The 24,706-nt window shown below is 72.4% G+C and carries 25 protein-coding genes and 1 pseudogene; 12 read left to right on the top strand and 14 right to left on the bottom strand.

All coding sequences use genetic code 11. The features are described from left to right. Positions 1-21 precede the first annotated feature (21 nt). From ACH4OW_RS11470 to ACH4OW_RS11450, 5 genes are all read right to left on the bottom strand, one after another. Positions 22-1,578, bottom strand: coding sequence for an alpha/beta hydrolase (locus ACH4OW_RS11470; RefSeq protein WP_398026887.1), 1,557 nt, complete (start codon positions 1,576-1,578; stop codon positions 22-24). Next, positions 1,575-2,819, bottom strand: a complete 1,245-nt coding sequence (locus ACH4OW_RS11465) for a serine hydrolase domain-containing protein (RefSeq protein WP_398026885.1) — start codon at positions 2,817-2,819, stop codon at positions 1,575-1,577. The genes ACH4OW_RS11470 and ACH4OW_RS11465 overlap by 4 nt, the downstream gene beginning before the upstream one ends. 118 nt (positions 2,820-2,937) lie before the next feature. Continuing rightward, entirely contained in the window at positions 2,938-3,744 is an 807-nt protein-coding gene (locus ACH4OW_RS11460; protein WP_398026883.1) for an alpha/beta fold hydrolase, read from the bottom strand. A 187-nt stretch (positions 3,745-3,931) separates the two neighbouring features. Next, positions 3,932-4,291, bottom strand: a complete 360-nt coding sequence (locus tag ACH4OW_RS11455) for a hypothetical protein (protein WP_360128743.1) — start codon at positions 4,289-4,291, stop codon at positions 3,932-3,934. 105 nt (positions 4,292-4,396) lie between these two features. Beyond that, positions 4,397-5,689 carry a hypothetical protein gene (locus ACH4OW_RS11450; RefSeq protein WP_398026881.1) on the bottom strand — a complete coding sequence of 431 codons (1,293 nt, stop codon included), beginning with the start codon at positions 5,687-5,689 and terminating at the stop codon, positions 4,397-4,399. Between the two features lie 709 nt (positions 5,690-6,398). On the opposite strand from ACH4OW_RS11450, the gene ACH4OW_RS11445 reads away from it, so the two are divergent. After that, entirely contained in the window at positions 6,399-6,575 is a 177-nt protein-coding gene (locus ACH4OW_RS11445; protein ID WP_398026879.1) for a hypothetical protein, read from the top strand. A gap of 28 nt (positions 6,576-6,603) precedes the next feature. Here the strand turns inward: ACH4OW_RS11445 and ACH4OW_RS11440 are convergent, their stop codons facing one another. Next, positions 6,604-7,749 (bottom strand): serine hydrolase domain-containing protein, encoded by a 1,146-nt coding sequence (locus ACH4OW_RS11440; RefSeq protein ID WP_398026877.1) that lies wholly within the window; start codon positions 7,747-7,749, stop codon positions 6,604-6,606. 96 nt (positions 7,750-7,845) lie between these two features. Beyond that, a complete protein-coding gene (locus ACH4OW_RS11435) occupies positions 7,846-8,139 on the bottom strand; it encodes a hypothetical protein (protein WP_398026875.1) in 294 nt (97 codons plus the stop codon). 287 nt (positions 8,140-8,426) lie between these two features. On the opposite strand from ACH4OW_RS11435, the gene ACH4OW_RS11430 reads away from it, so the two are divergent. The 3 genes from ACH4OW_RS11430 (at position 8,427) to ACH4OW_RS11420 (ending at position 11,108) form a co-directional block, all read left to right on the top strand. Continuing rightward, on the top strand, positions 8,427-9,182 hold the full coding sequence (locus ACH4OW_RS11430) for a GNAT family N-acetyltransferase (protein ID WP_398026873.1): 756 nt from the start codon (positions 8,427-8,429) through the stop codon (positions 9,180-9,182). A 145-nt stretch (positions 9,183-9,327) separates the two neighbouring features. After that, entirely contained in the window at positions 9,328-9,852 is a 525-nt protein-coding gene (locus ACH4OW_RS11425; RefSeq protein WP_398026872.1) for a DoxX family protein, read from the top strand. Positions 9,853-10,157: 305 nt separating this feature from the next. Next, on the top strand, positions 10,158-11,108 hold the full coding sequence (locus ACH4OW_RS11420; protein WP_398026870.1) for an FG-GAP repeat domain-containing protein: 951 nt from the start codon (positions 10,158-10,160) through the stop codon (positions 11,106-11,108). Positions 11,109-11,227: 119 nt separating this feature from the next. Here the strand turns inward: ACH4OW_RS11420 and ACH4OW_RS11415 are convergent, their stop codons facing one another. Next, entirely contained in the window at positions 11,228-11,596 is a 369-nt protein-coding gene (locus ACH4OW_RS11415; protein ID WP_360128767.1) for a helix-turn-helix domain-containing protein, read from the bottom strand. A 132-nt stretch (positions 11,597-11,728) separates the two neighbouring features. On the opposite strand from ACH4OW_RS11415, the gene ACH4OW_RS11410 reads away from it, so the two are divergent. Then, complete coding sequence (locus ACH4OW_RS11410) at positions 11,729-12,445, top strand: ANTAR domain-containing protein (protein ID WP_360128770.1); 717 nt, start codon at positions 11,729-11,731, stop codon at positions 12,443-12,445. A gap of 44 nt (positions 12,446-12,489) precedes the next feature. Here the strand turns inward: ACH4OW_RS11410 and ACH4OW_RS11405 are convergent, their stop codons facing one another. From ACH4OW_RS11405 to ACH4OW_RS11385, 5 genes are all read right to left on the bottom strand, one after another. After that, positions 12,490-13,410, bottom strand: coding sequence for a hypothetical protein (locus tag ACH4OW_RS11405; RefSeq protein ID WP_398026867.1), 921 nt, complete (start codon positions 13,408-13,410; stop codon positions 12,490-12,492). Between the two features lie 276 nt (positions 13,411-13,686). After that, a complete protein-coding gene (locus ACH4OW_RS11400; RefSeq protein WP_398026865.1) occupies positions 13,687-14,940 on the bottom strand; it encodes a mannosyltransferase family protein in 1,254 nt (417 codons plus the stop codon). A 77-nt stretch (positions 14,941-15,017) separates the two neighbouring features. Next, positions 15,018-15,410 (bottom strand): hypothetical protein, encoded by a 393-nt coding sequence (locus ACH4OW_RS11395; protein WP_398026863.1) that lies wholly within the window; start codon positions 15,408-15,410, stop codon positions 15,018-15,020. After that, complete coding sequence (locus tag ACH4OW_RS11390; protein ID WP_360128854.1) at positions 15,403-15,900, bottom strand: SigE family RNA polymerase sigma factor; 498 nt, start codon at positions 15,898-15,900, stop codon at positions 15,403-15,405. The genes ACH4OW_RS11395 and ACH4OW_RS11390 overlap by 8 nt, the downstream gene beginning before the upstream one ends. A 235-nt stretch (positions 15,901-16,135) precedes the next feature. Further along, entirely contained in the window at positions 16,136-17,011 is an 876-nt protein-coding gene (locus ACH4OW_RS11385) for an NmrA/HSCARG family protein (RefSeq protein ID WP_398026861.1), read from the bottom strand. Positions 17,012-17,107: 96 nt separating this feature from the next. On the opposite strand from ACH4OW_RS11385, the pseudogene ACH4OW_RS11380 reads away from it, so the two are divergent. Continuing rightward, positions 17,108-17,595 (top strand): annotated as a pseudogene (locus ACH4OW_RS11380) (MarR family winged helix-turn-helix transcriptional regulator). A 190-nt stretch (positions 17,596-17,785) separates the two neighbouring features. After that, positions 17,786-18,706, top strand: a complete 921-nt coding sequence (locus ACH4OW_RS11375; RefSeq protein ID WP_398026859.1) for a DUF4190 domain-containing protein — start codon at positions 17,786-17,788, stop codon at positions 18,704-18,706. A gap of 55 nt (positions 18,707-18,761) precedes the next feature. On the opposite strand, the gene ACH4OW_RS11370 is transcribed toward ACH4OW_RS11375, so the two are convergent. Next, on the bottom strand, positions 18,762-19,295 hold the full coding sequence (locus ACH4OW_RS11370) for a CbrC family protein (RefSeq protein WP_398026857.1): 534 nt from the start codon (positions 19,293-19,295) through the stop codon (positions 18,762-18,764). A gap of 307 nt (positions 19,296-19,602) precedes the next feature. On the opposite strand from ACH4OW_RS11370, the gene ACH4OW_RS11365 reads away from it, so the two are divergent. The 5 genes from ACH4OW_RS11365 to ACH4OW_RS11345 all read left to right on the top strand — a co-directional run bounded on the left by ACH4OW_RS11365 (position 19,603) and on the right by ACH4OW_RS11345 (position 24,680). Further along, entirely contained in the window at positions 19,603-20,856 is a 1,254-nt protein-coding gene (locus tag ACH4OW_RS11365) for a hypothetical protein (RefSeq protein ID WP_398026855.1), read from the top strand. A 182-nt stretch (positions 20,857-21,038) separates the two neighbouring features. Then, positions 21,039-21,944 carry a RimK family alpha-L-glutamate ligase gene (locus ACH4OW_RS11360; RefSeq protein ID WP_398026853.1) on the top strand — a complete coding sequence of 302 codons (906 nt, stop codon included), beginning with the start codon at positions 21,039-21,041 and terminating at the stop codon, positions 21,942-21,944. Further along, complete coding sequence (locus ACH4OW_RS11355; RefSeq protein ID WP_398026851.1) at positions 21,941-22,726, top strand: RimK family alpha-L-glutamate ligase; 786 nt, start codon at positions 21,941-21,943, stop codon at positions 22,724-22,726. The genes ACH4OW_RS11360 and ACH4OW_RS11355 overlap by 4 nt, the downstream gene beginning before the upstream one ends. Positions 22,727-22,892: 166 nt before the next feature. Beyond that, a complete protein-coding gene (locus tag ACH4OW_RS11350; RefSeq protein ID WP_360128799.1) occupies positions 22,893-23,462 on the top strand; it encodes a WHG domain-containing protein in 570 nt (189 codons plus the stop codon). Between the two features lie 33 nt (positions 23,463-23,495). Continuing rightward, complete coding sequence (locus ACH4OW_RS11345) at positions 23,496-24,680, top strand: GDSL-type esterase/lipase family protein (protein WP_398026849.1); 1,185 nt, start codon at positions 23,496-23,498, stop codon at positions 24,678-24,680. The last annotated feature ends 26 nt before the right edge of the window (positions 24,681-24,706 follow it).

Raw genomic sequence — 24,706 nt, 5'->3', positions numbered from 1 at the left:
ACCACCGCTCCCCGTACGGTCCTAGCCGCCCTGCTTGACGCAGGTCTCGTCGCCCGCCGGCAGTTCGCCGGTGGCCAGGTACCGGTTGACCTTGGCGTCCACGCAGGAGTTGCCGTATTGGCCGTAGAGGGCGTGGCGGTTGGCGCCCTTGAGGGTGAGCAGCTTGGAGCTCGGCAGGAGGCCGTGCAGGTCGAGGCTGCTGCGGTACGTGGTGCACGGGTCGCCGGTGGCGGCCACGATCAGCGCGGGGGCGTCGTGCCGTACCCGGGTGGGTTCCTCACGCGGCCGGTCCCAGAAGGCGCACGGCCCGATGTTGTTGACCAGCGGGCCGAGCAGCGGGTGCTTCGCGCGGCTCCGCTGGAAGTCCCGCCAGTAGCTCTCGGGGTCGCGCGGGGCCGGCTTGTCGCCGCAGAGGAACGCGCTCTGCGCCTCACCGGAGTGCTCGCCGGTCAGCATGAGCCGCAGCAGGGCGGCGAACTGCGGCGACAGGCGGGTCGGCTGACCGGCCGCGGCCTTGCGGAGCACGACGAGCTGCTCGCCGAGCTGCGCACGTGCCGGGTCGGTGTCGTCGGCGATCGCGACGAAGAGCAGCAATGGCACCTGCGTGTCGTCGAGCCGGAAACTCTCCTGGCCGGTGCCGACGGTCAGCGGGTGGCGCGCGGACGCCGTGACGATCCGGCCGATGGTGGCGAGCACCTCGGCACGGGTGCGGCCGAGCCCGTAGGTGCCGTCACGGCGCGCCGCCCAGTCGGCCCAGGCGGACAGCGCCTGCTCGTTCTCCCGTAGTGCGTTTCGCAGCGGCCGAGGGGTGTAGTCGTCCGGGGCGAGGGCGCCGTCGAGCACCACCCGGTCGTAGCGACCGGGGAACAGCTGCGTGTAGACGGTGCCCAGGTAGCTGCCGTACGAGTAGCCCAGGTAGGAGATCTTCCGCTCGCCCAGCGCGCCCCTGATGACGTCCATGTCGCGGGCCGTGTTGCGGGTGGTGACGTGCGGCAGCACCGACGCGTTGGTGGTGCGGCACTTGTCGGCCAGGTTCTTCTGGAAGGCGACCTGGCGCTCGAAGCTCGCACGGCTGAGGCCGGCCGACAGGATGTTGGTGCCGACGGGCCAGCCGCAGTCCAGCGGGGTGCTGCGGCCGGTGAAGCGCGGGTCGAAGCCGACGATGTCGTAGCGCGGTCCGACGTTCTTCATCGCCTGGCGTATCGCGGGAGGGCTGTCGATGGCCGTGCCGCCGGGGCCGCCGTTGTTGAGCAGGATCGCGCCGATGCGGTGGCGGGTGTCGGTGGCCTTGAGGCGGGAGATCGCGACGGTGATGGTACGGCCGCCCGGAGCGGCGTAGTCGAGCGGCACGGTCACGTCCGCGCACTGGACGCCGGCCTTCTCCAGGTCACGGCCCATAGTGTCGTCGGGGCCCTTGACGCAGGTGCCCCAGGCGAGGTGCTGCCGGTAGTAGCGGTCGAGTCCGGTGGCGTTCCGGTCCGTCGCCGCCGAGGCCACGGCGGGGGAGACGGTGAGACAGGCGGCGAGGGCGAGGCCGGCGGCCGCGGCACGGCGCACGGCCGGGCGGGGGGCTATCACGTGGTCTCCTTGGTCCGGTGCTTGCGGTCGGTGGTGCACAAGGCGGTGTCCACGGCCGCGCGGAAGTCTTTCGCGGCCTCCTCGCCGGACGGCACCGCGGTGAGGGCGAGGGAGACGCCGCGGCCGTCCGGGCCGACGGCGCCCAGCGCACGGTGCCCGCCGGGGACCGTGCCGGCGTGCCCCCACCACCGGCCGCCGCACTCCAGGGGCGTGGCGATCAGGCCGAGTCCGTACCGGGCGCCGGGCCACAGCCGCTCCGGGTCGGCGGCGACGGTGCGCTTCATCTCGGCGAGCCAGCGTGCGGGCACCAGTTTCCCGCCCAGCAGGGCCTGGTAGAAGCGGTTCACGTCGGCGGGCGTGGAGATCAGCGCGCCGCCCGCGCCGCCGAAGGTCATGTTCCAGGCGGTGCCGTCGACCAGCGGCGAGCCGCCGGTTCCGCCCTGGTCGGAGTCGGTGAAGTAGCTGTGCGAGTGCGGCCCTTCGATGCCCGTGTCGTCACCGGGCCAGTAGGTGTCGCGCAGGCCGAGCGGCTTGACGATCCGGCGGTTCACCTCTGCCTCGATGCCGTGCCCGGTGATCTTCTCGACGATGAGCCCGGCGATGAGGTAGTTGGTGGTCGCGTAGTGCCACGGCTTGTCCGGCCGGGGCATCGCGAGCGCGGTGGCGATCAGCTCGCGGGGCTCGGCGTGCTTGAACCTCCACTTTTCCAGGGGGAGTTGGACGAGAGCTTCGGTGTAGTCGGGCAGGCCGCTGGTGTGCTGGAGCAGCTGTCGTACAGTGATCGTGCGGCCGTCGTGGCCGTTGCCCCGGATCAGCCCGGGCAGGTAGCGCTCGACCGGGGCGTCCAGCCCGATGCGGCCCTCGGCGGCGAGCTGCACGACGACCGTCGCGGTGAAGGTCTTGGTCACACTGCCGATCCGCAGCCGGTCGGCGGCGCGCATCGGGCGCCCGGTGCGCAGGTCGGCGACGCCGCGGGCGGTGGTCAGCCGGCCGCAGCGCGGGTCGGCCGTCTCCGCGGCCGCGCCCGGTATCCCGTGGCGGGTGACGAGCGTGTCCAGGGACGCGGTGAGCGCGTCGCGCACCGCGTCACAGCCGGCCGGCGCGGCCGGGCGGGCCGCCGCGTCGGCCGCGGGGGCGGCGACGGCCAACACCGCGGAGGCCACGGCGAGGGCCGTCGCGCGCCACGCCGACCGGTGCTTTCCGGCGGGAAGTCTCTGTGCTCTCTTCGGTATGTGTTCCACACCGTCAGACGCTAGAGGCACAGGCATCCGCACTTCACTAGGGGTTTCCCCCCGAACACGAGTGGTGTCAGCACCACTTGGCCGCACCGCTTGGCTGCACCGCGGGGCCCGCCGGCGGTCAGTCTGCCGGTGCCATGGCGGCGAGCGCGTCCCGCAGCGCGGCGTTGAACACGGCCGGGCGCTCCTGGTGCGGCAGGTGGCCGGCGCCGGCGAGGGTGGTGACCCGGGCGCCGGGCGTGAGCGCGGCACACGTCCGCGCGACGTCGAGCGGGATTTCGGTGTCCAGCTCACCGTGCAGGTAGTGGACCGGAACCGTCAGGCCGGGCAGCAACGGACGCGGGTCGTACGCGGCCAGCGGCGGGAAGTGGTCGTCGATGAAGACGCCCGAGTCGAGCACCTGACGGACGGTCCAGTCCACCAGCGCGGGGGAGGCGCCGGGCGCGAACCAGGCGGGCACCCACCGTGCCAGGCAACCGGCCCGGTCCTCGCGCAGCCCCTCGCACAGCTCCCGGATCGGCACCGCACCCTGGGACGGCCAGTACGCGGGCCCGCTCACCGAGACCACGCCGGCGGTGCGGCCGGGGTGGCGCGCGGCCAGCTCGGTCGCGAAGGCGGCGCCTATCGACGAGCCGACGACGACCGGCCGGCGCAGGTCCAGCGCCTCGACGAGCGCGGCGAGGTCGGCGACGACGCCGGCGACGGTGTTGCCTTGCGCGGGCCTGGCCGACCGGCCGCAGCCGCGCCAGTCGACGGTGACGACCCGGTGGTCCCGGGCGAACTCCGGCAGCTGGCCGCCCCAGACCCGGCCGCTGGTGCCCCACCCGTGCAGGAACAGCAGGGGCGGCCCGCCGTGCCGCCCTTCGCCCTCCCGGTGGTCTTCGTAGTACAGGGTGGTGCCGTTGACCTTCAGGTACGGATGCGACATCACGGTTCCTCGCTCGCTCTGCGCTCTGCGGTGCGGTACGCGACCACCCCATCGCGGTCGCGGGCACCGGCCAACGGCCGATCCGCGCACACACTCATCACGAAAAGTGATCAGTTGCGAACGAAAAGGCCCGGCCGGTGTCCGCCGGCCGGGCCCAGAAAGAGTGCCGCCGCCGCGGCACGGTCCCTCAGTTCTCGGAGTAGCTGAAGTCGCCCACGGTCCAGCCGCTGACGTCCTCGATCGAGACGCGGTACATCCCGCCCGTCTCCGGGATCCCGATGGAGCCCTGCAGGATCCGGGCGACGTGGAAGTGCAGGTGTGTGGGCGGCCCCTCCTTGCGCTCGGAGGACGTGAAGACACCGGCGAACTCGCGCAGGCGCTCCGAGTCCGTCAGGATTTCCGATACGCGCTGCCGCCACACGGCTTCGGGGGCCAGCCGCCCGGTGATCACAGAGCCTCCGGTGATCACGGTCAGGGACATCTGATTGCTGTGCCCGGACTCCACCATGGCGGCGAGGTCAACGAGCAACTCGTCAGGCTTCGACATGAGAGCAGATTCTATGCAGCCGGCGCGCCCGGGGCCGCTCCGGCGGTCCGGTTTCGATACCGGCGTCGTCGCGGGGCGGCGCCGGGACGGGCGGCCGTACCGGTGTCAGCCGGCGTGCGGCTGTCCGGCCGGGTACGACAGGTGGCCGGCCGCGAGCTTCCACTCCCGGTGCAGGGCGCCCAGGGGAACGCGCTTCTGGAACAGCGGCGTGCCGAAGACCGTCAGCTGGGCCTGGAGCGCACCCGACAGGTCCAGCCCGCCGAAGACCTTCCAGTCGGCCGAGGCCGAGCCCTTCCCGTCGGACGAACCGGTGGCCACGGCGCTGCCCTCGCCACGCAGGTACGGCGCGATGTCGGCGCTCACGCCGGCCATCCCGTACAGCCCGACGCTCGCCTCGGCGCCGAGTGCCGCCTTTACCCGGCCGGCCGCCGTGACGCCGGCCCGGACCGGGGTGGAGGTCAGCCCCGACTCGCTGACCGGCTGCCAGCCCTTGGCCCACGAGTAGCTGCCGCCGACCCGGAAGCCGCCCTTGAGGTCCTGCTTGACGTCCACGCTGATCCGGCCGTCGGCCGCCACCGTGAGGTAGCAGGTGAGATCGAGGTTGACGACGACCGGCACCGGGCCGACCTGGACGACCGGGTCGGCGTGGAGCTTGGCGAACGGCGTCCGCAGCGGCTTGTCCCCGGTCGAGGCCGCGGCCTGCCCCTTGAACTGCCACTGGGAGGACCAGTCGCCGGACAGCCCGATGAACGCGCCGCCGGGGGCCGTGCCGGTGCCCGCCCCGGTGCCGGACTTCGCGTGCGGCCGGCTGCCGTCGTAGGCGAACTCCACCGTGGGGGAGAGCTGGACGAAGCCGGCGACCGAGGCGGCGGCGCTCGCCGGGGCGCCTTCGGCGGTGGCGACCGACGCGCCGACGTCGAGGCGCAGGCTGCCCAGCGGCAGCGCAGCGCCATGGGGCCCAAAACGGCGCCCGCCGTTCTTCGCCCAGGAGACCTTTACGCCCTTGACCAGCGGTTCCACGGAAACCCCCGCCGGGTCGACGGGCACCTTCCCGTCGGCCTTGCCCTTGCCCAGCAGCGCGTCGAGCGTGGCCGGGGCGGTGTTGACCTCGGTCCCCTCGCGCGTCGTGCCCAGCACCTTGGTGACCTTGGCCAGCACGCCGCTGGGGGCGCCGGGAGCGGGCGCGCTCGCGATGACGTCGCCGACGGCCACGGCCGAGTTCTTCCCGGGGGAGGAGGGGGAGGGCGCGGGGGTGGCGGAGGGCGCGGGGGTGGCCGGCGGGTTCTTCGGGGGGTCCGCCGGGCCGGCGATGACCGCGTGCCCGCTGTGCTGGTCGTACGACGCGATGCGCAGCGAGGACTTGTGGGCAGGGCGCCCGTCGCGCGACGGGCGCGCCACGGCGGTCGCGCCGGCCGGGCCGGACGGGGCCTGGGCCGCGGGGGCGGGGCGCCCCCGCCCCGCCGGGGGGGGGGGGGCCGCCGGGGGGCCCCCCGGCGGGGGCCCGGCCCCCCGCGGGGGGGGGGGGGGGGGGGGGGGGGGGGGGGGGGGGGCCGCGGCCGCGGGGGGGGGGCCCGGGCGGGGGGGGGGGGGGGGCCGGGGCGGGGCCCGGCGGGGTGTGGGGGGCGGGGCGCCGGCCGCGCCCGGGGCGCGCCACGGCGGTCGCGCCGGCCGGGCCGGACGGGGCCTGGGCCGCGCCGACGGGCAGCCGCTGCCCGTCGGCGGTGGTGCTGCCGACGGGGGTACCGTCGGCGGAGTCCAGTTCGGCGGCCGGTGCGGCGGGTTGTCCGCCACCGGGTCCGGCGGGCTCGGCGGTGGCGCCGGGGCCGGCTGCCGAACAGCCGGCGGCGAGCAGGGAGATGGCGGTCAAGGCAGGTATGAGTGCCTGCTTGGTGAGCTTGTGCACAGGGGGCCCTTGGGGACGTGGGGTGGGGTGCGCGGCATGGAGTCGCCTCCTGCCGCGCCGCACGGCAACGGGACCGTCGCGATGACTCGCGGAACGGATCTGCGTGATCATGCCATGATCGGCGGGCCCGGGTGTACGGATGTCCACGGCCGAGGGGGCGATGCTCCTTCTCAGCTGCCGCAAGCAAGTTGAGGGATAAACAGCATGGTGACGCGCCGCGAGCACAACAGCCGCCGGAGGCTCCTGGCGACGGGAGTGGCGGCGGCGATGACGGCGATGACGGCGGCGGTCGCGACGGGAACGGTCCTCGCCTCAGGGCCGGCCTTCGGCGTCCTCGCCCACCTCCACGCCGTGCGGGAGGCCGGCGTGCTCAAGCCGTGACGGCCTCCCCGGCGCCCGCTCGCGTACGTCAGCCGTCCAGGCACGTGCGCACGGCGGCGACCAGGCGGTCGGCGCGGGCGTCGCCATGGCCGATCATGCGGTTGGCGAGGTACGCGAACCCCACCCCGAACTCGTCGTCGCCGAAGGCGAACTGGCCGCCCGCGCCGTCGTTGCCGAAGCTGCGCTCGCCCAGCATCGGCCGGAAGGCGGGGGAGCCGAGCAGGAAGCCCGAGCCCCAGCGCGCCCCGGCGTCGAAGCCCAGCCACCCCGCGCCGGAGGACACCTCGCGGACCGCGTCCGTCACGGTGTCCCGGGTGAGCAGCCGCTCTTGGCCCCCGATGCCCGTGGCGGCCGCCGCGTACAGACCGGCGAGGCCGCCGGCCGACGCCGTGGCGCCCGCTCCCGGCAGCTCCATGCCCAGCAGCGCCGGATCGTTCCAGCCGTGCGGCACGTCGAGGCCGGGGAAGACCAGCGCCCCGTTCATCGTCACGATGCGGGTGAGCAGGTGCTCGGGTCCCGGCATCGCGGGCCGCCCCGCGGCCTCGACGAGCCGGGCACGCCCCGCCATCTCCTCCTCGGGCAGGCCGAGCCAGGCCCGCAGGCCCAGCCGGTCGCCCACGGCGCGGCGGAAGTACGCGCCCGGGGTGAGCCCGGTGACGCGCCGGACGACCTCGCCCACGAGAAAGCCGAAGACGTGGCCGTGGTATTCGTAGGAAGTACCGGGCTCCCACAGCGGTTCCTGCTCCTCGATGGCGCGGATCACCGGAGTCCAGGCGGCTATCTCGTCGAAGCCGAGCACCGGGTCGAGGGCGGGAATTCCCGCCCGGTGCCCGAGGGCCATGCGGCAGGTGACGGCCTCCTTGCCGTGCCGCGCGAATTCGGGCCAGTACCGGCCGACCGGGGCGTCGAGGTCGAGACGCCCCTCCTGCGCGAGGAGATGGGCGCACAGGCTCACGATGCCCTTGGCACAGGAGAAGGCCGGTACGACGGTGTCCTGTTTCCAGGGCCTGCCGGTTTTCTCGTCGGCGGCCCCGCCCCACAGGTCCGCCACCTTGCGCCCGCCGACGTACACCGTGACCGCCGCCCCGAGTTCGGGAAAATCGGTGAAGTTCCGCGAGAACGCGTCGGCGACGGCCCCGAATCCCTCGTCGGCCCAACCCTGATACTGCTCCACTGCTCCGCTCCCTACCGTGGTCAACCGGGTCACAGTACGGTGAGGTGCGTTTCGGCACGACCGAATTCCCGGCGCGGCCGCCGCGGAGCGGTTCGCTCAGGTGATCAGCAGGCAGCGGACGTACACGATTCCGGGCGCGTCCGCCGTGACGTGCCAGCCACGGGCACCGGCCGGGCGCGACTCGAAAGCCCGGCCGCCGTCCTGTAGGTCGAACCCGCCACCGGTGGCACGGGCCCGCCGGTCGGGGCAGACGGCATCGCCCTCGAAGGAGCCGTCGGTGTCGAATTCGAGTGTTGCCCGGTGCGTGTTCACCGAGACGGCCCGCGGGGCGGGCCCCTTCGTGCGGGCGGGGATTTCCGGCGGGCCGGCCTGCGCGGAGCCCGCGCACACGGCCATTACCATGGCACTCGCCAGAGCAGCCGTAGCAATGTGTTGAAGACGGGCACGGCGCATATACGCGCTCCTCGGGTTGTCCGCTGCGTTATTGCCGGAGAAAGCATCGGCCGGGGAAGCCGCGTTCAACCCGGGTGCACATCCCCTTCCCTCAACATGGGGAACGGGTGAACAGAGTTGTCGGCGGACCGGAACGCGAACGGCGGTTCCGGAATCGCGTCGAGAAGAAGGAGCACCGTGAAGCGGAACCTGCGCGGCAAGGCACGCGCGCCCTGGTACGTACAGTGACCGCCGACATCCTCAAGGGCCTGGACGCCCTGCGCCGGTCCGCCGGCGAGACGGCCCCGCACGGCGTCGTAAGGGAGCTGTCCTCCGACGGCTCCGAATGCCGGATCGTCCATTCGCGGTGTACGGACGGTGAGTTGGACGCGGTAATCGCCGAGGAGGCCGCGCGCGCCAAGGAGGCCGGCTACACCCTGGAGTGGAAGGTCTACGAGTACGACACCCCGGCAGACCTGGGGGACCGCCTGCTCGCGGCGGGCTTCGCGGCCGACGACACCGAGAGCGTGCTCGTACTGCCCGTGGACGAGGAGCGGTTGGCGGCCTTCGGCACCTCCGCGTACGAGATCAGGCGGGTGGACGACGAGAAGGGGCTGGGGGACTACGCCGAGATCTCCCGCGAGATCGGCCGCGAGAACGCCGAGGAGGAGGCACACCGGCTGCTCCTGACGCTGCGCGAGGCGCCCGGCGGGACGAGTGTGTACGTCGCCTACGTGGACGGCGAGCCGGCGGCCTGCGGGCGCATCCACTTCCCCGACGGCAGCGGGTTCGCCGAGCTGGCCGGCGGCCGCACCAGGACGACGCATCGCAAGCGCGGGCTGTTCACCGCCCTCGTGGCCGCCCGCCTGCGGGAGGCCCGGGCGCGGGGCCGCACGCACGTGCTGGTGGACGCGCTCCCCACCTCGGAGCCCATTCTCAAGAAGAGGGGCTTCCGGTTCGTCACCCGCACCCGGCCCTTCGTCCTCGAACCGGGGGACTGAGCCGCGCGGGCCCGGTCGGTGCGGGTGCCGGGGCCCGCCGCGCACCGTCGCCCGAATGGCCGAGCGAGCGAGCCCGTGACGTGTCAGGAATGCGACCCTGGGCACCCGGAGGGGACTGTTCCAGCCGCGTGCTCAGGGAGTCACCGTGACCTGTTTCGACCGACGAGATCTGGGCCTGCTGCTGCTCCGTGTGGGCACCGGCGGGGTGCTGGCCGCGCACGGTGCGCAGAAGCTGTTCGGCTGGTTCGGCGGCGGCGGGGTCGAGGGCACCGGTCAGTTCATGGAGTCCGTGGGCTACGTACCGGGCAAGGCCAACGCGGCGGTCGCGGGGCTCACGGAGGCCGGCAGCGGTGTGCTGCTGGCGCTGGGCCTGGCCACCCCCGCCGCCGGAGCGGGCGCCGCGGGAGCGATGGCGGGCGCCGCCGCCGTGCACACGCCCAACGGGTTCTTCGCGCAGAGCGGCGGCTACGAGCACCCGGCCTTCCTGGGCCTGACGGCCGCCGCCCTCGGCGTCACGGGCCCCGGCCGGATCTCCCTGGACCACGCTCTCGGCCACTTCGCCAACCGCGACTGGATGGTCCCGGCGGCGTTGGCGGTGACGGGGGCGGCCACGGCGCTGGTCGTGGGCGCGCGCAACAAGAGGGTGCGGCAGGTGGCCGAGGAGGACTAGCCGAGGACGCTTGGAAGCCCGGCCCCGGCGGGTCGGTTCCTCCGGCATCGCGTCCCGGACGGACTTGGCAGAGTCGTGCTCAATGGCGACTCGGTACCTGGTCGGCGCATGAGCTGCGATACCGCACTCTTTGCTGTGAAACGTCGGGTTTTGCGCCCTCCTTCCGGTGTATCTCCTCCGGTGGGAGCCGTGGGGCAAGGGGGATTTACGGCGTCGCTTGTGAATCCTTTGTGAGAAAGTTGCGGGAACCTGTGGTGCGGTCCAGACCAATCGCACCAACCAGTGACCTGTTCAGGGGGATTCACATGACTTTCGCCAAGCGTGGTCGCGCGTTCAAGCGCGCGCTCGCCGCCACCGCGTTCGTTGCCGCGGTGGCCGCCACGGCCGGTACCGCCACCGCCGCCGGCAACCCGGCCGGAGCCGAAAAGGCCCGCGCCAAGGCCGAGGCGGAGCACCGGGCCCACGCCCCCAAGGGTGCGGTGGCCGCTCCCCGCGTCGCCGCGCCCGGCCAGGTGCAGACGCCCAGCTTCTCGATGACGGCCGTCGACAAGCAGACCGGGAACCTGAGCCTGTACTTCCCGGACTACAACGGTGGCTTCAAGTCCGCTTACGACGTCGGCGTCAACTACGACTTCGCCGCCGCCGTCGCCGAGGTCGACAACGACAAGGACGGCTACAGCGACGGCACGTGGAACTTCCAGAAGGACGGCCTGCTGACCTACACCTGGTCCGAGGACATGGAGGCGCACACCAAGGACATCGGCTGGGGCTGGCAGATCTACAACAAGGTCCTGTCCCCCGGGAACCTCGGCGGCGCCCCTGAGGCCGACCTCATGGCCGTCGACAAGTCCGGCGTGATGTGGGTGTACCTCGGCTACCCGGACGGCCGGGTGTCCGACCGGGTGCGCATCGGCGCCAACTGGGACCAGTACACCGAGATCGCCGGCCAGGGCGACCTGACCGGTGACGGCAAGCCCGACGTCGTCGCCCGCGACAAGGCGGGGACGCTGTGGCTCTACAAGGGCACGGGCGACTACAAGGCGCCCTTCGAGCCCCGCACCAAGATCGGCGGCGGCTGGAACATGTACGACCGCCTGCTGTCCGTCGGCGACCTCGACTCCGACGGCAGGAGCGACCTGGTCGCCCGCACGCCCGGCGGCGACCTGTACCGGTACTCCGGCACCGGTGACGCGAGCGCTCCGTACAGCACGCCGGTCAAGATCGGCTGGGGCTACGACATCTTCAACCTGCTGTAAGCCGGTCGCCTGACCCATAGGGGCGGGCCCGGGACCACCAGCGGCGGAGGAAACTCCGCACGGAGGTTCCCGGGCCCGCCCTTTTGTCGTTGTTCAGGCCGTGCTGTGCCAGTTCGTCGTCAGGCCGTGCTGTGTCGGCGTTGGTCGCCGAGGACCGTGCTGCGGTCGGCTTCGTCCTGGACGAGCAGGGAGAGCAACGCGGCCACGGTCAGGCCCGCTTCGGCCGGGTGGCGCAGCACCTTCCCGGGGTCGATCCGGTACGTGTTGCTGCGGCCCTCCCGTGTGTGGGAGAGGTAACCGTCCCGCTCCAGGTCGGAAATGATCTTCTGGACCGCGCGTTCGGTCAGTCGGCAGTGAGCGGCGATGTCACGGATGCGGGCGCTGTGGTTGTCGGCGATGGCCGCCAGCACCCGGGCGTGGTTGGTCACGAACGTCCATCCGGTATGCGGCTCAGGCACTCCGTTTTGCGACTCGGGCACTCCGTTCATGCTCCAAGTCTACTGATCGGGTATTCGCGCACCAGAAAACACGTACTATGTTTCATGTATTTGTTAGCGTGTAGTGGTGGTGGGCGAGCCTGGGAGCCGAAGCGGGCGAGCCGAGAACGGGAGAGGAAGGCCATGCCCGAGCCTGCGCCAGGCGTGCCGCGGACCGATGTCCTCGCGCACGGCGACCGGATGCGCGTGGCGGTGCGGGGAGAGCTCGATCTGGACGCCTGCCGGCGGATCGAACGCGATCTGTACGACGTCCTCAGCCGCTCGGCACGGGGCGTCGAACTCCACCTCGACGGGGTGCCGTTCTGCGACTGCTCCGGCCTCAACATGCTGCTGCGCTTGCGCCTGCGGGCTCTCGTGCAGAACAAGACCGTCGTCATCAGGACGGGCAGCCGTGCCGTCGAGCGGCTCCTGGACCTGACCGGAGCACGGGAGTTGCTCATGTACCCGACCCCGGACGGCCCGGACGCGCCGAGCGCCGCCGCCCCCAGCCGGAGTTCACACGAGGACACCCACCAGGAAGACGGCCGAGACCACGACCGGAACCATCATCGGGACCTCCCTGCCGAAGTGGCCCAGCTGCGGCGCGCCATGCAGACCCGGCCGGCCATCGACCTGGCCCGCGGCATATTGATGGCCACCTTCGGCCTGAACCCGGAGGAGGCCTGGTCCGTGCTGGTCACCGCGTCCCAGAACACCAACACCAAGCTGCATCTTCTGGCTCAGGACCTGGTGGACGGCGTTCAGGGCACCGTGCTGCCGGAGCCCGTCAAGAAGCAGTTGGCGGCCGCGGTCGCCAAGGCGAAGGCGGCTCCCGCGGCCACGCGGCAGGCGGACGGCTGACGGCGTGCTGCCGCGCGCGGCGCAGGCGGCCGAGCCGCCCGTGGTCAGACCATCGGCAGGGGAGCGGCGGCGTGCAGGTGCCGCGAGGCGGCCAGGGCGCGCGCGAGCGCGGCGAGCGCCAGGAAAACTGCGAGACCAGTCACCGCAAAGGCCGGGAGAGGCGGCAGGAAAGTGTTGTGCAGCAGGTGCGGGAAGGGCGAGCGGGCGAACAGGCCGCTTTCCAGCAGGTGCTGCGCGAGTACGGCCGCGGACAGCACGACGGCGGCAGCCAGGCGCGGAATCGTGTTCTTGATGAACAGCAGGGTGGCCAGCAGGGCGCACACCGCCGGCAGGCCGATGGCCGCGGTCTCCGCGGACACCGAAGAACCGCTGCGGATTCCCATCGGGAAATGGGCCGCGCCGCACAACAGCACTCCCGCGCCCGCCAGCCACGGGAGCCACTTGTCCGCGACCGCAAGGGAACCAAGGCCACGCGCCGCCCCGTGCGACGCGGGCTCGTCATCGCCGTCGACCGGGGCCGCGGCATGGGCGGAAGGCGAGTGAGCGGTGGCTTTCGCGCGCTCTTCCGCGAGCGTGTCGATGAGTTCCGCGAGTTCCTCCACCGGCCGGCGGCCCGCCACCGTGCGCGTCGTCTCCGAGCCGGAGCGCGCGGCGTGCGGAGGCTGGTGCAGCAGCGTCATGAGGTGGCTCACCTCCGCGACGGGCCGTTGTTCCGCCGCGGTGCGCAGCACCTGGTCGGCGCCGTCGTACGGCCGTGGCGGTTGCGACAGCAGGTGCACCAGCTGCGCCACCTCGTGCACCGGCAGTTCCGTCGCGGCCGTGCGCAGCGCCTCGTCGACGGCGCACCTGCCGTGGGGTGAGCGCTCCAGCAGATCGACAAGGCGCGCGACTGCGTCCAACGGCTGACACACGACAGCCGTATGCACCAATTCACTCACTGGGTCCGCGTAGCCTGCGGGGGGCATGCCCTCCGCCCCGGCGTCTGGCCTCATTGACTTCCTCTCTGATCCCGAGAAGACCGGTCATGTGATGGCTCGCTCGGTGGACGTGCGAAAACCGGACAAAACACAGTTCTAGTTCATGATCAGGTGGTCTGCGACTTTTGCTGGCCCTGGGTGCCTGATCGCACTCGCCGGCACGGTCCGGGCGCCCGGGGCGGAGGGGGCGGGGGTGCGGAAGATCGTGGCGGCGCGCCGTGCGACGGCACGCCGCTCGACGAGCAGCGCTCCGCACCCACTCGCTCAACCGGTCCAGCGCCCGGTCAGGAAGGTCAGGGCGAACACGATGCTCAGCGGCGCGACCAGGCAGAGGTACGCGCTTTTTACGCGCGGGCGGCGCAGGCTCCAGGCGGCCAGGCCGACCCACAGCGGCCACCACAGGAGGACGGCGCGGGGAATGGACGTGTACCAGTAGGAGGTGCCCAGCGCGCACAGGCTGAGTGCGACGTAGACGAGCTCGGGCCAGCGGCGTTTGCGCGCCAGCACGACGAGCAGGACCAGGCCGGTGAGCATGGCCGCCAGTTCGGCCTGGAACATGAAGCCGTAGCCCGTGCTCTGGGCTTGGCCGAAGGCGTTGTGCCAGGTGTTGGCCCAGGCTTCCCACGGCGTGTGGAATTCGCGGTACCAGCCGCGTTCTTGCGCGCTCTTCCAGGCCATCCAGTCGCCGGTGTGGGCGTGGAGGTACCAGCTGAACAGGGCGAGGGGCAGCGCGGGCAGGGCCAGCCAGGGCAGCGGGCGCAGGTTCCGGGTGCTGCGGAGGGTGAGGAGGAAGTGGGTGGCGAGGGCGGCGGCGAGGAAGAGCCCGCTGACCCGTACGGCGGTGGCCGCGGTCGCCAGGACCGCGGCCAGGGGCCAGTTGCGGCGCTGCGCCGCGAGCCACGCGGGCAGGGCCAGGGCCAGGAAGAGCGCCTCGGTGTAGCCGACGCTCAGGAAGACGGCGCACGGGGAGAGCAGGAGGAACAGCACGGCGCGCTTGCCCGCTCCGGCGTCGGGCAGGTGGAGCCGGGTGATGCGGGCCAGGGCCAGCACGGCGACGGCGCCGGAGACGAAGGAGACCAGCAGCCCGGCCAGGGCCCAGTGCGGCACGACGAAGTGGACCGCGCGCAGCACGAGGGGGAAGCCGGGGAAGAAGGCTTCCCGGTTGTCCCAGCCGGACTGCCACGGCCCGGCCTGGTCCGGGAAGTAGCCCTCGCGCGCGATGTGCAGGAAGTGGTCCCAGTCCCAGTGCTGGAACGGCGCGAGGGTGGGGCCGGGGTCGTGGGTCGCGGGATCGCCGGGGAACAGCCACCGCGCGCAGTAGGCCGTGATCCAGATCGATATTCGGGTCAGCAGGTACAGCCAGAGGACGTCTCTGTCGGCCGGGCTCGGACGCCAGGCCATGCGCTTGCCCCAGCTCGCCCGGCCTTTCCGCGGGGCGGACGGCAGGCGCCGGGGCGCTGCCGGGGAGCGGGGCGCGTCTCCGGGGTGTTCGCGTACGTCGAAGGGCATAGCAGGCATGACGGACTCCATGAGGGGGTTGCGGCGCGCTGGATCACCCGGTGGCGTTTCGCCGGGTCACTGCGGAGCGGGCCGGATCAGGGAGGTTCCGTCGCCGTGGGGTGCGTGGTGCCCGAGGCGGGGGCGCTGATCGAGGACTCCGGGGTGGCAGGGGGCGTCGGGTCGAGCCGGGGCGCCGTGGCCGTGGCGGTGGCCGCGGGGGAGGGCAGCCCCTTCGGGGCCGGCCGGCCGGGAGGGGGAGTGCCGGCCGGGCCCACGGGCGCCGGTTCGCCGGGCAGGAGCGCGGCGACGGCAACGGCGCCGCCGCCGAAGACCAGGCATGCGATCACGGTCAGCGCGCCGAAGCGCCGCCGGCGTGCCCGGCGCCCGCGCGCGGCGATCAGGGCGACCGGCGCGGTCACGGCGCTGTCCTGCCCGGCGCCGGCCGCTTGCTGGAACAGGGACCGCAGCGGGTCCTGGGTTTCAGGCACCGGGCGCCTCCTCAATACGCGGGTCGTGCAGGCGGTGAGCGAGTGCCTTGCGGCCGCGGCTCAGGTGCGTCTTGACCGTGCTCGCCGACAGCCCCGTCTCACTGGTGATCTGTTCGACGGTGAGATCGCACAGGTAGTGCAGGGTCAGCGTGCGGCGCTGCTGGGCGGGCAGTTCGCGCAGCGCCTCGACCAGCGCGACCTGCGCCGGTCCTGGCCCTTCGACGTGGGGTGGCGCACCGCTGCGCTGCCACGCGTCGGCGCTGCGGCGCAGGTACCGCCACCGGCTCACCGCCAGCCGCCAGGCGACCGTGCGGATCCACGCCTCCGGCTGTCCGCCCCGGTCCAGTTGGCGGCGCCGGCTCCAGCCCCTGACGAACGCCTCCTGCACCACGTCCTGCGCCTCGTGCAGGTCGCCGAGCATCACGTACAGCTGTCCCGTGAGCCGCGCGACCGTCTGGGCGTAGAACTCCTCGAACTCCTCGACGGTCAACAGCCACTCCCGGATCTCTCGCTTCACCTGCCATACGCCTCGCGGGAGGCGTTCGGTCGACATGCAGGGCGAGGAAACATCGTGAGCGTTGTCACGGAACCGAACCGGCCCGGTGCGCATCGCCCTTCGGGCGGCGCTGGTTCCGAGTCGTTCCTTGTCATGCAGCCATCCCGACAAGGTTCGCAGGTGGAGTGCGGTGCGGTGCGGCCGGGGGTTCGTGTCCCGGGCGCGGGGATCACGAAGACGCGGCGGACAGGAGGCCGGCCCAGTCCTGGGTGGCGGCCCAGTCGGCGAAGCCGTGCCAGCCGACCTCGGGGTGGTCGCGGCGCAGCCCGGCCACGTCGACGTCGAGCCCTGTGGTGTCGAAGTACGCGAACATGGCCGCCAGGTCGGCCGACCTGGCCCTGACGTGGGTCAGCGGCACTTCGTGGTGGGTGATCGTCCGGCCGGTGGCCACCGTCAGGACCTGCGCGATCCGGCGCGGCGTGCACGTGTCGGAGGCGATGTCGACGCGCCGGCCGGCGAACGCGTCGCGGCGCCGGAGGACCAGCGCGGCGAACGCGCCGATGTCGGCGGCCGGGATGAGCGCCAGTGGCCGGTCGGCGGGCATGGGCCAGGCGAACGAGCCCTCGCGCAGCCCGTCGAGGGTCCAGCCGCTGGTGTAGTTGTCCATGAACGCCGCCGGAGCGATCACGGTCCAGGGCACGCCGGCCGCGCGCAGATGGCGTTCGACCAGGTGTTTGCTCTCGTAGTGCGGAATGCCGGTGCCGCGGTCGGCGTGTGCGGCGGAGGTGAGGACGACGTGCCCGAGGCGCGCGGCCGCCGCTGCGTCGACCAGGGCCCTGCCCTGTCGGGACTCGGCCGCGGTGTCGGTGCCGAACGGGGTGGTGACGGCGAAGAGGGAGTCGGCGCCGGTCAGGGCGGCGTCCAGGGACGCACGGTCGTCGAAGTCGGCGTGCCGGACCTCCGCGCCGAGGCGGCGCAGGGCGTCGGCGGCGGGTGCGCCGGTGTGGCGGGTGAGGGCGCGTACGCGGTGTCCGGCGGCCAGCAGGGCACGGGCGGTGGCTCCGCCCTGGACTCCGGTTGCTCCGGTGACGGCGACGGTAAGCATGGCGGGTACTCCCTGACGTAATATCGCTGCGTGGCGCAGTTATTGCGCCGCACAGCAGACTAGGGGATATCGCTGCGCCGCGCAGTGATTTGGAGTGTGATCCACGTGACGGACTCGCGCCGGGCGCGGCTGTGCCGGGAGCTGTCGGCGGAATCCCGCCGCTACATGGCGGCGTACGTGCTGTTCAACCAGGCCGTCGCCGACCACCTCGGGCTGCACCCCACGGACGTCCAGTGCCTGAACCTGCTGACGGCCGGGCCCGAGCCGCTCACCGTCCGGCAGATCGCCGACCTGACGGGTCTGACCACGGGCTCGGCCACCCGGCTGGTGGACCGGCTCGAACGCGGGGGGTACGTGGCCCGCACCCCCGACCGGCAGGACCGCCGCCGGGTGCTGGTCACTCCGGTACCGGACCGCGTCGCCCGCGTCACCGAGGTGTGGGACGACCTCGGCCAGGGCTGGCAGGCCCTCCTCGACGGCCAACCGAAGACGAGCTGGAGGCCATCACCCGGCACATGCGCCAGGTCGGCGACCTCAGTCACACCCAGATGCGGCGCCTGCGGTCGCGGCCGAAGCCGGACTGAGCGCGGACCGTGAACTCGGCGGCGCACGCCTGCTCTTCGCGCGGCGGCGCCCGGAGCCGGCGCAGTGGAGGCGGGCCGATGTTTCCGTGTGATCACGGTCTTGCCGCCTGCCCGAAATACCGTGATGCACAGGTAAAACGACTGGTAATGTCAACGACTTGTCTCTTTCGGACTATTTCAAGGACTGTGCATGACCGTGTCCACTCCGCCTGGCGACCAGAAGCCCGAGGACCAGGCGCCGGACGACCGCAACCCGTGGAGCCCGCCGCCCGCCGGAGCGGCTCCCGCCGACCCGGCGGCGTACCCGGCGGCGCCGGTTTGGGCGCCGCAGCCCCAGCCCCGTAACGGCCTGGGCATCTCGGCCCTGGTGCTCGGCATCGTCGGCATCCTGCTCGGCATGTTCATCATCCTGTTCTGGCTGTCCTGGCTGCCGGCCGTGCTGGCGCTGGTCTTCGGCTTCATCGGGCTGAGCCGCGCACGCAAGGACCAGGTCAGCAACAGGGGCCTGGCGCTGGCCGGCGTGATCCTGGGCGGGATCGGGCTGCTGGCCGCGATCGGCGGCGGCATCTTCACCGTCGTGGCGGTGAAGAAGGCGGCCGACGACGTGCGCGCGGGGGTCGAAGAGGTGAAGTCCTCGGCGGCGGCCGAGGCGGAGAAGGAGAAGAAGGAGAAGGCCGCTGAGGCGGCCGAGGAAAACGCCCGGCACATCACGTTCGGCCGGACCTACACGTTCGAGAAGGGCCTCAAGGTCACGGTCGCCAAGCCGGAGACGTTCATCCCGGACAGCATGGTCTTCGGCCACGCGAAGGGCAACAAGGCGATCCAGGTGACGGTCACGGTGGTCAACACCAGTTCCGAGCGCATCAAGACCGAGCCGGGACTGCCGACCGTCAAGGACGCCAAGGGCACCTCGGCGGAGCTGGTGATCGACGGAAGCGGCCGGCAGAAGCTCATCAGCGGCTCCGTCGAGCCCGGCAAGACCGTCGTCGGCAAGTACGCCTTCTCGCTGCCGCCGGACGCCGCCGACAGCGCCGAGGTCGAGTTCAACCCCAACGTCGGTGACTTCGACTTCGACGACGTCTACTGGAGCGGCCCCCTCAACCTGTCGTAGGGCTGAGGCACTTCACCATCGCAGCCGGCAGGCCGGTCACAACACGCCTGCCGGCTCACGCGTATTCGGTGTACGCGAGGTGGGTACCGCAGACGCGGCACCGGAAGAGGTAGGCGGTCGGCTGCCGGTCCTTGTGCAGGACGTTGAGGTAGTGCTCGACGTCCACAGGGGACCAGCCCCAGCCGCCGGCCTCCTGCCGCAGGGTCTCGACGGCGTCCGGATAGGGCGCCAGTTCCTCCGTGCCCACCGCGCCCATGAACGCGGCGCCGTCGCCGCAGTGGGCCAGCCAGTAGCCCCTGTGCCGGGCGGGATAGCCCGGCGTCCTGGTGGCGATCGCCTCCCACGCCCCGTCCGGCACGTCGCTGTCGCCGGTGAACTCGGCGCCGAACCGCGCGGCGGCGGACCCGTCGGCGATGCACCAGGGGCACAGCGTGCCGATGGCGGCCTCTTCCTTCCGGACGTAGACGGGGCCGGGATAGACGTAGCCGCGGGCCCGGCCGCAGCAGGCACAGGGGAAGTCGGACCGCACGACGGACCCCGTGGCCACGGGGTCGGGGTGGTACGGGAATGCGGGCAGCGCTTCGGTCACGGTCAGCGACCGTAACAGGCAGCACCGACATCCCGGCGGTCATCGCCGTCGGCTAGATCACAGAGAAACCTGCCGTAAGGCGAGCAACTGTGAGCCTATGTCCGTAATTGCCTACCGGCGTCGCAGATGAGGGCGCTCACCGCGGACGCAATTCACTACCACGAGCCCTTATTCCGGTCATACGATCACAGGTGCCCGCCCCGTGTGCACCGCCGATGCGGCCAGGGAGCGGGGCCCCTTTCTCTCTGACCAGGAAAAGGCCTCAGTGAACCTTCGTCGTGTTCTCGCGACCGCTGCCGTCGCCGCCGTGACCACCCCCGCTGTCCTGCTCTCCGCGGGTTCCGCGGCTCTGGCCGATGCCAACCCCTCGGCACAGACACAGCTGAAGCCGACCTTCGCGGAGCTGAAGAAGGCGGCCGACGACGCGGACGAGGCGTACAAGCGCGCGGTCGCGGCCAAGGAAGCCGAGGACAAGAAGATCGAGGAGACGCTCAAGGCCATGGACAAGGGCGGGTCCCACCCGCTCAGGTTGGCCGCGCTCGCCGCGGACAAGGAGGCCGAGGCCGCCAAGTCCGGCAAGGCGGCCGCCGACAAGGCCGTCACGGACGCCAAGGCCAAGCTGGCCGAGGCCGTGGACGAGGCCGCAAAGGCCGCGGCGCAGAAGGAGTTGGCGGCTGCCGAGACGGCGGCCGGCAAGGCCGCCCAGGCCGTGACGGAGGCGGACGCCAAAAGCAAGGCGGCCTGGGACGCGCTGACCGACGCCCGGGTCGAGGCGTTCCGGGAGCTCGGCAAGGCGCAGCGCGCCCTGGACGAGGCCCGCAAGGCGAAGAAGACGGCCAACGACGCGTTCGCCGCCGCCAAGGAATGCATCCGCGTCCCGGGCCTGACCGTCCTCGCCGACAACCTGCCCTCGAAGGTCGTGGCCGGAACCACGGTCGACTTCTCCTTCACGGTGGCCAACAACACCGACCGCACCCTGGACGTGGACCCGCTGGTCTTCTTCAACCTGCGGGCCAAGAACGACCAGCAGCACTTCATGAAGGTGCAGTGGTCCGACGGCTCCGGCTGGAAGGAACTGGACTCCAAGGGCCACTCCTACACCGAGCCCGTCAAGGGCATGAAGCCCGGCTCCCGTGCCGACGTGAAGATGCGCATGACGATCGAGGCCGGTGTGCCGGCCAAGGAGGCCCTGGCCCTGTTCGCGGGCGACGCCTCCGACCAGTACAACCCGTGCGTGCTCGGCCCCATGAAGCGTTACGACTTCGAGGTGCTCCCCGCCGGCAGCAAGCCCGGCAAGGTGGACGACGCCAAGCCCGGCAAGGTCGACGACAAGGACCGCAAGGAGCCCGGCAAGTCGGCGCAGGGCGGCAACTCCGCCAAGCCGGTGCCCGGCGCGGGTGACGACACCTCCGCCAAGCCCACCCCGGCCGGCGGCAGCCTCGCCAGCACCGGTGCCTCCTCCGCCGTGCCGCAGCTCGCCCTCGCGGGCGGCGCCGCCGTACTGCTGGGCGCCGGGGCGGTCTTCGCCGCGCGCCGCCGCGGAGCCAAGACCGGCAACTGACCCGGCCGCTTCGCCGCACGAGCCCGTATCCGCCCGCCGGATGCGGGCTCGTGCCGCGCCGGCCGCCAGGGGGCCGCTCCCGCGCCCGGCACCCGGCGCCGGGGAGAGCGCCGGCGGCGGCTCATGACATCCTGTGATCTCGCAACGCGCCGGGCAGGCCCGGCGGATTACAAGGATGATCGATGAGGCTCTGCTTCCTGGTGGAGGAACAATACCGGCACGACGGCATGCCGAACGAGGTGATCCGTCAACTGACCAGCTGGGGACACCAGGTGGACGTGCTGCGGCCGGGCGGTTCCCTGCTGCGCATGACCGAGGCGGTGCGGGCGGGGACCCACGACGCGTGGGTGCTCAAGACGGTGTCCGGCGGCCCTGGGCTCACCTTGCTCGAAGCGGCGGCCTCGGCCGGGATGACGACGGTCAACGACGCCCGCTCCATCCGGCGCGTACGGGACAAGGCGCTGGCCGCGGCGATCGGCCGTGGCCGCGGGCTGCCGATCCCGCCGACGTACGCCGTGGCGCGGCCGGAGCTGCTGGCGGAGATACCGGCCGCCGAGTACCCGTTGGTGGTCAAGCCCGCCGACGGCAGCTCGGGGCGGGCCGTGCACCTGGTGGCGTCGCCGGACCGACTTGCCAGGGTGGTACCCGAACTGGCCCGTGAGGGCCTGCTCATCGCCCAGCCGTACGTGCCCAATTCGGGCATCGACGTCAAGGTGTACTGCGTCGGCGGCGAGCTCTACGCCACCGAACGCTGCTCCCCGCTGCACCCGGAGCGCTCCGTGCGGGAACGCCGCGTGCCGCTGCCGGCCGAGGTGGCCGCGATCGTCGACCAGGTCGGTGCGGTCTACGGCCTCGACCTGTACGGCGTGGACGTACTGCTGGGGCCCGACGGCCCCGTGGTCGTCGACGTGAACGACTTCCCCAGCTTCCGCCAGGTGCCCGACGCGGTGGCCCGGGTGGCGCGCGCCGTGCTCGGGCTGGCCCGCGCGGACCGGCCGTTCACGGCGGCCGCGCTGCCGGCCGCCGCCGGCCCGCTGCCGCAGCACGGCGCTGCCGCGCAGCTCTCCGCAGCGGGAGAGGGCACGTGAGAATCGGCCTGATCACGAGCGATCCAGGCCATCCGCTGCTGGCCGCCGCGACCGCCCTGCTCACTCCCGAACACCACGTGGAGACGCTGGACCCGGAAAGCACCGCGGCCGTCCCCGGCCCGGGCGCGGACGTCTACCTGCTGAAAGCCCGTACGCCACGGGCCCTGGCCCTCGCCCGCGACCTGGAACGGCGCGGCTCCCGGGTGGTGAACTCGGCCGCGGCGACCACGCTGTGCCAGGACCGTACGGTGATGGCGCAACGCGCCCTGGACGCGGGCCTGCCGTTCGCGGCCACCCGCACCTTCGCCACGCTCGCCCGATTGGCCCGCGGGCCGCGGCTCCCCGGCCCGGTGGTGGTCAAGAGCCGGCACAGCCGCAAACACGACCTGGTGGCCCGCGTCGACAACGGCACGCAGCTGGGGGAGCTCGCCGCCACGCACCCGCAGGAGCCGGTCGTGGTCCAGGAGTTCGCCCCGAACAGCGGCTGGGACCACAAGCTGTGGGCGATCGGCGACCGGGTCTTCGCCGCCCTGCGCCGTTCCGAACTCTCCCCCGAAGGGCGGGGCCCCACCGTGTCGCTGGCCCTGGACGACCTGCCGCCCGGCTGGCCCGCCCTGGTGCGCCGGGTCGGCGAGGTCTTCGCGCTGGACGTCTACGGGGTGGACGTCATCGACACGGGTGGCGGCGCCCCGCTCATCGTGGATGTCAACGCCTTCCCCGGCGTCCGGGGGCAGGCCGGCGCCCCTGAGGCCCTGGCGGCCCTGGCGCTGTCCCGTACCTGAACCGTCACCCGCTGACAGCCCCCTGACAGTCTCCTGTTGTCGCCTACAGCCCCGTACGGCCCCCTACAGCCACATATGGCCCCATACGGTCCCCTAAAAGTCATACCCACTTGCCTAAATCCTTTAGGCAAGTGCACACTAGGTTATGGCTAACGGAGGGAAGGTTATGGCACGCGTAGGGCTGACCACGGAACGTCTCACCCGGGCGGGTGCGGAGATGGCCGACGAGACCGGCTTCGAGCAGGTGACCGTCTCGGCGCTCGCCAGGCGGTTCGACGTCAAGGTCGCGAGTCTGTACTCGCACGTGAAGAACTCCCAGGACCTCAAGACCAAGATCGCCCTGCTCGCCCTGGAGGAGATGGCCGACCGGTGCGCCGCCGCCCTCGCCGGGCGGGCCGGCAAGGACGCCCTGGCCGCCTTCGCGAACGTCTACCGCGACTACGCCCGCGAGCACCCCGGCCGCTTCGCCGCGGCCCAGCTGCGACTCGACCCGGCGACGGCCGCCGCGAGCGCCGGTGTCAGACACGCACAGATGACGCGGGCGATCCTGCGCGGCTACGACCTGACCGAGCCGGACCAGACGCACGCCGTCCGGCTGCTGGGCAGCGTCTTCCACGGCTACGTCAGCCTGGAGCTGGCGGGCGGGTTCAGCCACAGCGCCCCCGACAGCCAGGAGAGCTGGTCGCGGACCCTGGACGCCCTGGACGCCCTGCTCCGCAACTGGCCCGCGGCGTGACACCCCACTCACTTACACCGACAGGTTGACGCAATGCACACCGAACACGACTGGATCACCACCCCCGTCACCGAGGACCTCTTCCGCGGCGCCCTCGAAGTGGAGCACACCGGGCGCGGCGTACTGCCGCACCGGCTGCCCGCCTGGGCCCGCTCCCAGAACGCCGACGGGCAGCTGGCCATGGCCGAGTCGCAGCCCTCCGGCGTACGGCTGGCCTTCCGCACCCGGGCCACCGCGATCGAACTGGAAGCGGTGCGCACCAAGCGGGTCTACGTGGGCGCCCCGCCGCGCCCGGACGGCGTGTACGAGCTGCTCGTCGACGGCAGCCCGGCCGGCCGGGCCAGTGTGCCCGGCGGCAACACCCTGACCATCGACATGACCGCGGGCACCGCCGAGCACCGGCCAGGCCCGCCCGGCACCGTGAGCTTCACCGGCCTGGCCGACGGCAGCAAGGACGTCGAAATCTGGCTGCCGCACAACGAGACCACCGAACTGCTCTCCCTGCGCACGGACGCCCCCGTCGAGCGCGCGGCGGACCCGGGGCGCCGCGTGTGGCTGCACCACGGCAGCTCGATCAGCCACGGCTCCGACGCCGCGAGCCCCACCACCACCTGGCCCGCCCTCGCCGCCTCCCTCGGCGGCGTGGAACTGATCAACCTGGGCTTCGGCGGCGGCGCCCTGCTCGACCCGTTCACCGCCCGCACCCTCCGGGACACGCCCGCCGACCTGGTCAGCATCAAGCTGGGCATCAACCTGGTCAACTCCGACCTGATGCGCCTGCGCGCCTTCACCCCCGCGGTGCACGGCTTCCTCGACACCGTCAGGGAAGGCCACCCCACGACACCGCTGCTGGTCGTCTCGTCCGTCCTGTGCCCCATCCACGAGGACACGCCCGGCCCCGCCGTCCCGGACTTCTCCGGCATGAGCGACGGGCAGCTGCGCTTCCGCGCAGTGGGCGACCCGGCCGAGCGGGCGAGCGGGAAACTCACCCTGAACGTCATCCGGGACGAACTGGCCAGGATCGTCGCACAGCGGGCGGCCGAGGACCCGAACATCCACTACCTGGACGGCCGCGAACTCTACGGCGAGGCGGACGCCGCCGAGTTGCCGCTGCCCGACGGGATCCACCCGGACGCCGCCACCCACCGCCGCTTGGGCGAACGCTTCGCCAAGCTGGCCTTCGCCGCCGACGGCGTCTTCGGGGACGGCGGAGCCTGACGGGCGCCGTCGAACGGCTCGGCGCC

The sequence above is a fragment of the Streptomyces sp. NPDC017056 genome (assembly GCF_044332485.1).
In the GTDB taxonomy this organism is placed as follows: domain Bacteria; phylum Actinomycetota; class Actinomycetes; order Streptomycetales; family Streptomycetaceae; genus Streptomyces.
The sequence above is the reverse complement of the archived record's forward strand: the minus strand, read 5'-3'. Positions and strand labels throughout refer to the sequence as shown.